General features: G+C 69.6%; 15 protein-coding genes. 2 read left to right on the forward strand and 13 right to left on the reverse strand.

Annotated elements, in window-relative coordinates:
* Nucleotides 1-71: 71 nt before the first annotated feature.
* On the reverse strand, nucleotides 72-1,250 hold the full coding sequence (locus FVE25_RS51655; RefSeq protein WP_246268798.1) for a benzoate/H(+) symporter BenE family transporter: 1,179 nt from the start codon (nucleotides 1,248-1,250) through the stop codon (nucleotides 72-74).
* A gap of 47 nt (nucleotides 1,251-1,297) precedes the next feature.
* On the opposite strand from FVE25_RS51655, the gene FVE25_RS51660 reads away from it, so the two are divergent.
* Entirely contained in the window at nucleotides 1,298-1,861 is a 564-nt protein-coding gene (locus FVE25_RS51660; protein ID WP_157254766.1) for an XRE family transcriptional regulator, read from the forward strand.
* Here FVE25_RS51660 and FVE25_RS51665 read toward each other — a convergent pair.
* From FVE25_RS51665 to FVE25_RS51710, 11 genes are all read right to left on the reverse strand, one after another.
* Complete coding sequence (locus FVE25_RS51665; RefSeq protein ID WP_157254767.1) at nucleotides 1,828-2,559, reverse strand: methylated-DNA--[protein]-cysteine S-methyltransferase; 732 nt, start codon at nucleotides 2,557-2,559, stop codon at nucleotides 1,828-1,830. The genes FVE25_RS51660 and FVE25_RS51665 overlap by 34 nt on opposite strands.
* Entirely contained in the window at nucleotides 2,556-3,107 is a 552-nt protein-coding gene (locus FVE25_RS51670; protein ID WP_246268799.1) for an RNA polymerase sigma factor, read from the reverse strand. Before FVE25_RS51670 ends, FVE25_RS51665 begins: the two co-directional genes overlap by 4 nt.
* 94 nt (nucleotides 3,108-3,201) lie before the next feature.
* Nucleotides 3,202-3,507, reverse strand: a complete 306-nt coding sequence (locus FVE25_RS51675) for a DUF1416 domain-containing protein (RefSeq protein ID WP_157254769.1) — start codon at nucleotides 3,505-3,507, stop codon at nucleotides 3,202-3,204.
* Nucleotides 3,507-4,346, reverse strand: coding sequence for a sulfurtransferase (locus FVE25_RS51680; protein ID WP_157254770.1), 840 nt, complete (start codon nucleotides 4,344-4,346; stop codon nucleotides 3,507-3,509). Before FVE25_RS51680 ends, FVE25_RS51675 begins: the two co-directional genes overlap by 1 nt.
* Complete coding sequence (locus FVE25_RS51685) at nucleotides 4,343-4,756, reverse strand: DUF4395 domain-containing protein (protein WP_157254771.1); 414 nt, start codon at nucleotides 4,754-4,756, stop codon at nucleotides 4,343-4,345. Before FVE25_RS51685 ends, FVE25_RS51680 begins: the two co-directional genes overlap by 4 nt.
* Before the next feature lie 57 nt (nucleotides 4,757-4,813).
* Entirely contained in the window at nucleotides 4,814-4,927 is a 114-nt protein-coding gene (locus tag FVE25_RS57295) for a putative leader peptide (protein WP_397086968.1), read from the reverse strand.
* Between the two features lie 3 nt (nucleotides 4,928-4,930).
* Nucleotides 4,931-5,356 carry a thioredoxin family protein gene (locus FVE25_RS51690; protein ID WP_157254772.1) on the reverse strand — a complete coding sequence of 142 codons (426 nt, stop codon included), beginning with the start codon at nucleotides 5,354-5,356 and terminating at the stop codon, nucleotides 4,931-4,933.
* Nucleotides 5,357-5,394: 38 nt separating this feature from the next.
* A complete protein-coding gene (locus tag FVE25_RS51695) occupies nucleotides 5,395-6,219 on the reverse strand; it encodes an anti-sigma factor family protein (RefSeq protein WP_246268810.1) in 825 nt (274 codons plus the stop codon).
* Entirely contained in the window at nucleotides 6,219-6,731 is a 513-nt protein-coding gene (locus FVE25_RS51700) for a sigma-70 family RNA polymerase sigma factor (protein WP_157254790.1), read from the reverse strand. The genes FVE25_RS51695 and FVE25_RS51700 overlap by 1 nt, the downstream gene beginning before the upstream one ends.
* A 147-nt stretch (nucleotides 6,732-6,878) precedes the next feature.
* Nucleotides 6,879-7,544 carry an LmeA family phospholipid-binding protein gene (locus FVE25_RS51705; protein ID WP_157254774.1) on the reverse strand — a complete coding sequence of 222 codons (666 nt, stop codon included), beginning with the start codon at nucleotides 7,542-7,544 and terminating at the stop codon, nucleotides 6,879-6,881.
* A gap of 188 nt (nucleotides 7,545-7,732) precedes the next feature.
* Nucleotides 7,733-7,984 carry a MoaD/ThiS family protein gene (locus FVE25_RS51710; protein WP_157254775.1) on the reverse strand — a complete coding sequence of 84 codons (252 nt, stop codon included), beginning with the start codon at nucleotides 7,982-7,984 and terminating at the stop codon, nucleotides 7,733-7,735.
* 167 nt (nucleotides 7,985-8,151) lie between these two features.
* On the opposite strand from FVE25_RS51710, the gene FVE25_RS51715 reads away from it, so the two are divergent.
* A complete protein-coding gene (locus tag FVE25_RS51715) occupies nucleotides 8,152-8,847 on the forward strand; it encodes a response regulator transcription factor (protein WP_157254776.1) in 696 nt (231 codons plus the stop codon).
* Here FVE25_RS51715 and FVE25_RS54780 read toward each other — a convergent pair.
* A partial coding sequence (locus tag FVE25_RS54780; RefSeq protein WP_219826022.1) for a hypothetical protein occupies nucleotides 8,844-9,086 on the reverse strand: 243 nt, incomplete at its 5' end. The genes FVE25_RS51715 and FVE25_RS54780 overlap by 4 nt on opposite strands.

The following is a 9,086-nucleotide window of genomic DNA, read 5'->3' on the forward strand; positions in this document are numbered from 1 at the left end:
GTTCCGGACATCTGCAGAATCGTAGCGTTGTGCCCCATATCGGCGCACCTGCAACGGGGAATGCGGCCCGACTACGCCGATTCGCTCGCGGGGGTGGAGCGCAGACCGGCCGGGTGACGCCGGGTGAGCAGGTGGAAGGCGACGCCGGCCAGCAAGCCCCAGAAGGCGGAGCCGATGCCGAAGAACGACACGCCCGAGGCGGTCACGACGAAGGTGATGGCGGCGGTTTCCACCTTCTCCCCGAAGGAGGCGGCGATCGACGAGGCGAGGGCGCCGAACAACGCCAGGCCGGCCACCGCCTCGATCAGCACCGGCGGGGCCAGGAGAACCAGCGCGGTGGCCAGGCCGGCGCCCAGGCCCAGGACGATCATGGTCAGGCCCGAGGCGGTGGAGGCGATCCAGCGGCGGGCGGGGTCCGGGTCGGCGTCGGGGCCGGCGGTCAGGGCGGCGGTGATGGCGGCCAGGTTGACGGCGTGGCCGCCGAGCACCGCACCGGCCGCGCTGCCCGCCCCGGTCGCGAGCAGGATCCGGGTGAACGGCGGGCGGTAGCCGTACCCGGACAGGACGGCCAGACCGGGGACGTTCTGGGAGGCCATCGTGACCAGGAACAGCGGCAACGCGATGCTCACCAGGGCGGAGCCGGTGAACACCGGCCAGGTGAACGCCACGCCGGGAGCCGGTGAGACGGACAGGGAGGGCGTGGTCCAGAGGATGGCCAGTACCGCGGCGGCCAGCGCTCCGGGGACGGACCACAGGCGGGCGTAGCGGTACAGGACTGCCCAGATCACGATGACCGGCAGCGCCATCCACGGCACCTGGGCGACGGCCGAGACCGGGGCGAGGCAGAGCTTCAGCAGGATGCCGGCGAGCATGGCGCCGGCGATCGGCTGCGGGATCAGGGCGATGAGGCGGCCCAGGGCGGGGAAGAGGCCGACGGCCATCATGGCCAGGCCGCAGACCAGGAACGCGCCCACGGCCGCGGGGTAGCCGCCGTCCACCGGGCCCGTGGACAGCAGGAGCGCGGCCCCCGGTGTGGACCAGGCGGCGGTGACCGGAAGGCGGTGCCGTACCGACAGAAGGACGGTCACCACGCCGGCGGCCACGCAGATCGCGAGCAGGCCGGAGGCGGCCTGGCGGGAGTCGGCGCCCACGGCGCGCAGGCCCGCCAGGACGACGGTGAAGGTGCCGGCGAAGCCGACGATCGCGGTGACCATGCCGGCGATGACCGGTCTCAGGAGGCTACGTTCCACGAAAGGAACGTTAGTGAAGCGGACGGAGACGGGGCAAGATGGGGCGCATGACATCCCGCCCGGCGCTGGACGCCGACCCCGCCGAGGTTGGCCGGCGCGTGCGCAGGCTGCGCGAGGCCAGCGGGGTGTCGCTGTCGGAGCTGGCCCGGCGCGCGGGGATCGGCAAGGCCACGCTGTCCGGCGTCGAGACGGGGCAGCGCAATCCCACGCTGGAGACCCTCTGGGCGATCACCGCGCAGCTCGGGGTGCCCATCGCCACCATTCTCGACCCGCCGGCGCAGTCGCAGGTCATGCACGGAAGCGCGGTGGACGCGACGCTGCTGGAGATGTTCGAGGACCAGGAGGTCACCTACGAGCTGTACCGGCTGCGCATCGCGCCCGGCGTCGTTCAGTCCTCGCCCGCCCATCACGCGGGCGTCTCCGAGCACCTCACGGTGTTCCACGGCGTGCTCACCGCCGGGCCCGCCGACGCACCCGCGACGGCCGGGCCCGGCGAGCACCTGCGCTGGGTCGCCGACGTCCCCCACTTCTACCGGGTGGAGGGCGCCGACACCGTCCAGGCCAGCCTGCTGATCCGCTACCCCGGGCGGCACACCTTGCAGGGGCGGTAGCCCTCCCGCTCAGCCTGTGCCAGGGTGCGGAAGCCCACCCGGTGCGCCGGGGTGATCCGCCGGGCGTTGTGGCAGGTCGGGAAGCAGAACACGCCCGTGGTGTCGCTGCCCAGGTAGAAGACGTGCGAGCCGGCCAGCTCCCGCAGCCGCTCCAGATCGACGCCCTCGCCGCGCAGCACCTCTTCCTTGGCCGGCGCCCCGAAGACGTACTCGCCCACGACCCCGTCGGAGCGCGTGACCCGGTGGCAGGGGATCAGCAGCGGCATCGGGTTGTTGCCCAGCGCGGAGCCCACCGCCCTGACCGCCTTCGGACGGCCGATCCTCGCCGCGATCCACGCATACGGGCGGACCTCGCCCCGCGGAATCGTCCGCGCCGCCTCCAGCACGTCACGCTGGAAGTCGCTGAGCCCGCGCAGATCCAGCTCCAGCCCGGACGTCTGGCCGGTGCGCAGCGCGGGCACCAGCCCGGCCGGCGGGCGCTCGGCGCGCACCAGCGGGCGGCCGAAGCGCTTCCTGAACGTCTCGGCGAACCCGTCGCCATGATGGACGTAGGCGATGCCACGATCGGTGAAGGCGACGGTCAGCTCGCCGATGGGGCCGGGGACCAGCGTCCATTTGGCGGCGATCCGGTCGTACAGCCCGCCGGGCGCCTCCGTGGCCAGTGCCGCGAGTCCGGAAATAAGGGGATCGTGGGTCATCGGGCACCTCCTAGTGTGCGCAGCCGCTTCAGACCTCGTGAGATATGCGATTTGACCGTGCCCTGCGGGAGGTTCATCACCGACGCGATCTCGCTGACCGGCAGGTCCACCACGTGCCGGAGCACGACCGCCGCCCGCTGGTCGTCCGGCAACTGGACCAGCAGGTCGGCCAGCTCGTCCCCGGTCTCGCGGCGCATGGCCGCCTCCTCCACGCCCTCGCCCGGGTCCAGCGTCTCCACCGGCTCGTCGAACAGCTGGGGCGGCGGCTTACGGGACTTGTGCCGGGCACAGTTACGCCAGACGTTCATGACGATCGTCACGATCCAAGCCCGCGGCTGCAGTACGGCGATGCGGTCCCGGTCGTAGTCGGCCAGGGCGCGATAGGCACGCAGGAACGCCTCGGCCGTCAGATCCTCGGCGTCGGCCCACTTGCCGGTCAGCCGGAGCGCGGTCGAGAACACCAGGCCCCGGTAGACGTTGAAGAGCTCGGCGAAACCCCCGTCGAGGTCGTCGAGCAGCGCCTTGCGCACCGGGTCTTGGCATTCCACGTCAATCACCTCCATAGAACACCGCCGGCGCATCTCCGGTTGCACCACAACGAAAAGGCCCGCGCCGTACGGCACGGGCCCCTTCTACCAGCTGTCAGACGGCGACGGCGAGCTGCGACACCTCGCCGAGACGCGCGGAGACCTGCACGTCACGGGTGACGCCGCCACCGGCGATGATGCGGACCGTCCACTCGCCGGGAGCGGCGAAGAAACGGAAGATGCCCTCGTCGGAGACGACGACCTCGCCGGTGAACTCACCGGACTCGTCGAGCAGCCGCGCGTACGCGGTGCCCGCGCCGGTCACCACGCCCTGGATGACGGCCTGGGTGGACAGGTCGATCCCGGCGGGCAGCGACGCGGTCTGCTCCGGCGCCGCGCAACCCTGCGAAACAACAGACATCAGCGGGCCTCCCCCAGCTCGATCGGCACGCCCACGAGCGAGCCGTACTCGGTCCACGAACCGTCGTAGTTCTTGACATTGGCCTGGTCGAGAATCTCGTGCAGCACGAACCACGTGTGCGCCGAGCGCTCGCCGATCCGGCAGTAAGCGATGGTGTCCTTGCCGAAGTCGACGCCGGCCTCCCCGTAGAGGGTGCGCAGGTCGTCGTCGGACTTGAAGGTGCCGTCGTCGTTGGCCGCCTTCGACCACGGGATGTTGCGGGCGGTCGGCACGTGGCCGGCGCGCTGCGCCTGCTCCTGCGGCAGGTGGGCCGGGGCGAGCAGCTTGCCGGTGAACTCGTCGGGCGAACGCACGTCGACGAGGTTCAGCTTGCCGATCGCGGAGACCACGTCGTCGCGGAAGGCGCGGATCGCGGTGTCCTGGTCCTGGGCCGTGTAGGTGGTGGCCGCGCGCGGCTTGACCTCGGTGACCAGCTCGCGGGAGTCGAGCTCCCACTTCTTGCGGCCGCCGTCGAGCAGGCGGACGTTGTCGTGGCCGTAGAGCTTGAAGTACCAGTAGGCGTAGGCGGCGAACCAGTTGTTGTTGCCGCCGTAGAGCACGACCTGGTCGTCGTTGGAGATGCCGCGCTCGGACAGCAGGGCCTCGAAGCCGGCCTTGTCCACGAAGTCGCGGCGGACGGGGTCCTGCAGGTCGGACTTCCAGTCGATCTTCACGGCGCCACGAATGTGGCCCTTGTCGTAAGCGCTGGTGTCTTCGTCGACCTCGACGAGTACGACACCGGGCGTGTCGAGGTTGGCCTCGACCCAGTCGGCATCCACCAGGACGGCGGAGCGGCTCATTGGGGAACCTCCTGTTTGGCGGCGGGCAGTAGACGGCGAATGAGCAGATACATCTCGCAGCCAAGGCAGAATCCGAAGGCTGCGTTGAGGAGGGCGGCGAGGAGGGCCGCTGCCGTCGCCCCCAGGGCGAGCGGCGTGATCCCGGTGAAGAAACCGATCAGCCCGGCACCCGCGAAGACCAGCCCGACAACCTGCGCGAAGCGCGGCGGGCGGGCGTCTTCCGTCTCCTTCGGGGCGCTCTTGACGAGCGCCTTGAAGAGCATGGTGTACGGCGAGCGCTTCGCCGTACCGAGTGCGAACACCACCGCCTGGGCGGCCAGGAGCCAGGGGCTCTCGGTGACCAGGACGAGGGTCAGGACCAGGGTCGTGATGGCCGCGCCGAAGCGCAGCGCTCTTGGGTCGGCACGCATCGCTGGATGCTCCTGAAGGGTCGGGTTGGTGCGGATCGGAAGTCCGCGAGACCGTCCTCAGGCAGCGCGACAGAGCGCGGTGGCGACGCGGCAGAAATCAACCGCGCGCCGCTTCGTCAGCAGCTCTGTCGTGGGGTTCATGTAGGCGAGAGTACATCGACGTCTCGCCATCTGTCACATCTCGTCCGGCTCCTGAGACACCGCGAGGCCCAGAGCAGCGAGGACGTCGGGCTTCCTGGGCTGCCCCGACGCCTTTTTCACGATTTTTCCAGCTTTGTCCAGGATCAGCACCGTGGGGGTGCGCAGAATGTCCAGGCGGCGTACCAGATCCAGCCGGGACTCCGCGTCGATCTCCACATGGGCCACGCCCGGCACCAGCTCCGCCACCTCGGCCAGGATCCGCCGCGTCGCCCGGCACGGCTGGCAGAACGCCGTCGAGAACTGCACCAGCGTCGCCCGCTCCCCCAGCTCCCCGCCCAGGTCCGCCGCGGCCAACGTCTCGGCGGCGGTTTCGCGCATCCTTCCGTCCCGGCGCAGCCGTACCACCCCGATCCCCAAACCCAGCGCCAGCGTGGCGAGCGCCACCCACAAACCAGTCATCGCTCAAGCGCAACCACGGCAGGGCCCCGCTTCTTCCCTCAAGCCGGCACCGCCTTCACCAGCAGCCTGCCGTCCTGGTCGACGACCTGGATGGAACGGATCTCCGCCGGCTTCAGCTTCGTCTCGGCCCGGAAGACCGGCGGCGTCTCGTAGTTCTCCCGGCTGACCTCCCAGCTGCCGACCGGCTCCCGCTTGCCGTCGGAGTCCACGACGAGCAGGCGGCACGTGGTGCCGATCGGGACACCGGACACCTCGACGTTCAGATCCGTGCCGTTCTCGCCGGGCATCGCCATGACCTCGGCCTTGACCTGCTTCAGAGTGCCCGCGAACTTCTTGCCCGCGGCCAGGCTCAGCGTCGCCGCGCTCTCGGTGGGAGACGCCTTCGGCTTCATGCTGCGCTCGGGCATCGGCGTGGTCGCATCGCTGTACGCGCTCGTGCTCTGATCTCTGGTGTCGGGTGCGGCAGCGGCGGCGGGATCCTCGTGCTGAGCCGACTCGGCCTTGCCCGCCGGCGCGGCGGCCGTGCTGTTGCCACCACCACCCGTCGTGTTGGTCCAGAACGTGCCGCCGACGGCCAGCACCGCGGCCGAGGCGGCCACGACCAGGAAGACACGCCCGCGCCTGCTGCGCTTGGCACGGTCGTTCAGCAGCCGCTCAAGCACCCGGCGAGGGGGGCTGACGACCAGCTCCACATCACGCTCGGAAACCTTGCCCAGGAACGCGCTCACACCCTCCAGTTCCAGCAGCTCGGCGCCGCACACCTCACAGGTGGCCAGATGCGTGTCGACCTCCAGCGCCTCTTCCGGGTCGAGCGCGCCCAGCGCGTGCGCACCCAGCGAGAGCCGTACCTCCTCACACGTCATCACGGCGCCAACCCCCGCTCTTCCAGCGCCAGCTTGAGCGCCCGCAACGCGTAGTAGGTACGGGACTTGACCGTGCCCGGCGGGATGCCGAGCGTGGCCGATGCCTCCTTCACCGATTTCCCCCGGTAGTAGACCTCCATCAGCACCTCACGGTGCTCGGGCCGCAGCGCCGCCAGCGCCTCGGCCACCGCCCACGACTCGACCGCCTTCTCCAGCTCGTCGTCGGCCGGGATCACGGCCAGCGCCTCGTCACCCGTCTCCGGCGGCCGGGCCCTCCTCGCCCGGTGCTGATCGACGACGAGATTACGGGCCACCGTGAACAGCCACGCGCGAATCGGACGCCCGGACAACGCGTCGGGATGCCGCCAAGCTCTCAGCAGCGTCTCCTGCACGACATCCTCCGCCCGGCCGGAATCTCCGGTTAGTCGCAATACGTAGCCATAAAGGGGCCCGGCGTGCTCGTCGAAGAGGGTGCGAACAAGCTCCTCATCGGCGGTGCCAGCTGGACTCACACCCTCATCACGTACGGCACGGCCAGGCGGTTCACCCGCGGTTTCGTCATCCACGGAGCTGCTTCCTTCTTTCCCAAGGGCCTGTCCCGACCCCTTACAGGGGGCCCGGCTCAGCCCCGGAGCGGGACGTTTCACAGGGGGCCCGGCTCAGCCCCGGAGCGGGACGTTCGCCCCCTCGGCCGAGAGCTCGAGTCCCCCGGGCACGCTCTTCACCCCAGTCACCTTCACGTCGAATGGAAGTTTGCCCTGGAACGGGATCGTGTAGGTGACGAACTGCGCAAGCTGACTGGGTACACCCTGGATTTTCTCCGCCACCAGCCTGATGCCGCCATCGCCCAGCTCGACCCTCAACTCCGCGCTGAACTTCACCCGGTTCCCGCCGAGCGGCACCTCACCGGAGGCGACCAGCCGCCTGCCGTTGCCGGAGATCTTCACCCCCTGGGGAGCGAACTTGTCGACGGTCGCCTTGGTCAGCATGCCCGTGACGGCCAGCCGTTCGGCACGGATGTCGGCGGTGTTCTGCAACACGTCGGCCAGCGGCGCCCGGACGTTGTAGGCGGCGCCGCGCAGGTTCCTGATCGACACCCCGCCGACGGCCAGCGTGCCCAGGTCGAACCGGACCTCGGGATACTCGCCGGCCAGCGCCTGCGTCAGGAACGGGATCCCCTCGATCGTCACCGTGGGCGTGCCGGTGATGTCGGCGGCCGCCGCGATCCGGTTGGCCAGGTCACGCTGGACCCCCGCGACCGCGACCCGATCGACGGCGACCAGGAGAACGATCAGCACGATCAGGAAAATGACCAGCTTGCGCATCGGGCTCCCTCTGGCACGGTGGGCATTGAGCTTACCGACCATTTCCCGGAAAAATCGGCACATCACCGGCGCTGCCCTTTTCCCGCAACGGCACCCCGACTACCCCGTCACAGAAGCACCCGCACTCACCCGAGGCACTCCTCCAGTGGCTTGGCCTCTAGAGGCTTGGCCGCGGCAAATCGAGGCACTCACCCGCCCGCGAATGGCGGCAGCACCTCAACCGTCACACCCTCACCCAGCACCACGTCCTCGTGAGCCCGCCGCCCCACCGGATCCCCATCCACCAAGAACGACGACCGCCGCACCACCCTGGCCAGATCCTCACGCCCAGCTGTGATTTTGGCCATGAGTTCCCCAAGAGTCGCGGCCTCGAACGCCTCCTCCGCGACCCCTGCCGCGTCCTTGGCCGCCGCCCAATAACGAACCTTTCCCGTGGCCATAGGCTCCTCACCCTCGTGTTCCGACCATTGTGCGGCACCGTTAACACGTTCGTTTCACTGTTTCACCAGGTGGACGCTCCATGAACGCGAGATTCCCTTGGGTTATCCTCACGTACGGGACCTGGGCGACGTAGCCCCCGGGTCCTTGCGTGTTTGAGGAGGCCGTGATGAGCAACCTGCTCCTGCTGACCAACGCCCTCGAGCCGTCCGCCGAGGTGCTGCCGGCGCTGGGCCTGCTGCTTCACGCGGTCCGCGTCGCCCCCGCGGAGGCCAGCGCGCTCCTCGACGCCCCGCCGTCGGACGCCGTCATCGTCGACGCCCGCAGAGAACTCGCCCACGCCAAAAGCCTGTGCCGCCTGATCCGCACCACAGGCATCGACGTCCCGCTCCTGGTCATCGTGACGGAAGGCGGCCTGGCCGCGATGACCGCAGAATGGGGCGTCGACGACGTCCTGCTCGACAGCGCCGGCCCCGCCGAGGTCGAGGCCCGCCTCCGTATGGCGACCGGCCGCCTCTCCCAGTCCTCCGCCGAGGACGTGCCCGACGAGATCCGCAGCGGCGACCTGTCCATCGACGAGGCCACCTACACCGCCCGCCTGCGCGGCCGCGTCCTGGACCTCACCTTCAAGGAGTTCGAACTCCTGAAGTACCTGGCCCAGCACCCCGGCCGCGTATTCACCCGAGCCCAACTCCTGCAGGAGGTATGGGGCTACGACTACTTCGGCGGCACGAGAACGGTCGACGTCCACGTACGCCGCCTGCGCGCCAAGCTCGGAACCGAATACGAGTCGCTGATCGGCACCGTCCGCAACGTCGGCTACCGCTTCGTCCCAGAACGCGGCGACTCATCCCTCGTCTCCTAACACCAGCACCGCCGAGCAACCCCCAAGACCAGATCGTCAGTGAGGGAACGCTCGACTGTCCAACGGGCCAGAGCAAGCAGGCGCACGTCCGCCGCCAGCGCCTTGAGCAGGTCAATCGAGCTAGGGCGTGTCCCGTGATCTTTGTTGGCGGTTTGGTGTAGATCATCCGTGTGGATGATGAACGGCTGAAGCGTCATGATCTGACGGATGAGGAGTGGGCGCGGCTGGCGCCGCTGTTG

The sequence above is a fragment of the Nonomuraea typhae genome (assembly GCF_009760925.1).
GTDB lineage: Bacteria > Actinomycetota > Actinomycetes > Streptosporangiales > Streptosporangiaceae > Nonomuraea > Nonomuraea typhae.

Excerpts from the sequence above, each read along its gene's own strand:
- FVE25_RS51715 (WP_157254776.1), top strand. The coding sequence starts at position 8,152 with ATGAGCAACCTGCTCCTGCTGACCAACGCCCTCGAGCCGTCCGCCGAG.
- FVE25_RS51695 (WP_246268810.1), bottom strand. The coding sequence starts at position 6,219 with ATGACGTGTGAGGAGGTACGGCTCTCGCTGGGTGCGCACGCGCTGGGC.
- FVE25_RS51705 (WP_157254774.1), bottom strand. The coding sequence starts at position 7,544 with ATGCGCAAGCTGGTCATTTTCCTGATCGTGCTGATCGTTCTCCTGGTC.
- FVE25_RS51660 (WP_157254766.1), top strand. The coding sequence starts at position 1,298 with ATGACATCCCGCCCGGCGCTGGACGCCGACCCCGCCGAGGTTGGCCGG.
- FVE25_RS51690 (WP_157254772.1), bottom strand. The coding sequence starts at position 5,356 with ATGACTGGTTTGTGGGTGGCGCTCGCCACGCTGGCGCTGGGTTTGGGG.
- FVE25_RS51675 (WP_157254769.1), bottom strand. The coding sequence starts at position 3,507 with ATGTCTGTTGTTTCGCAGGGTTGCGCGGCGCCGGAGCAGACCGCGTCG.
- FVE25_RS51680 (WP_157254770.1), bottom strand. The coding sequence starts at position 4,346 with ATGAGCCGCTCCGCCGTCCTGGTGGATGCCGACTGGGTCGAGGCCAAC.
- FVE25_RS51685 (WP_157254771.1), bottom strand. The coding sequence starts at position 4,756 with ATGCGTGCCGACCCAAGAGCGCTGCGCTTCGGCGCGGCCATCACGACC.
- FVE25_RS51665 (WP_157254767.1), bottom strand. The coding sequence starts at position 2,559 with ATGACCCACGATCCCCTTATTTCCGGACTCGCGGCACTGGCCACGGAG.
- FVE25_RS51710 (WP_157254775.1), bottom strand. The coding sequence starts at position 7,984 with ATGGCCACGGGAAAGGTTCGTTATTGGGCGGCGGCCAAGGACGCGGCA.
- FVE25_RS57295 (WP_397086968.1), bottom strand. The coding sequence starts at position 4,927 with ATGGCGAGACGTCGATGTACTCTCGCCTACATGAACCCCACGACAGAG.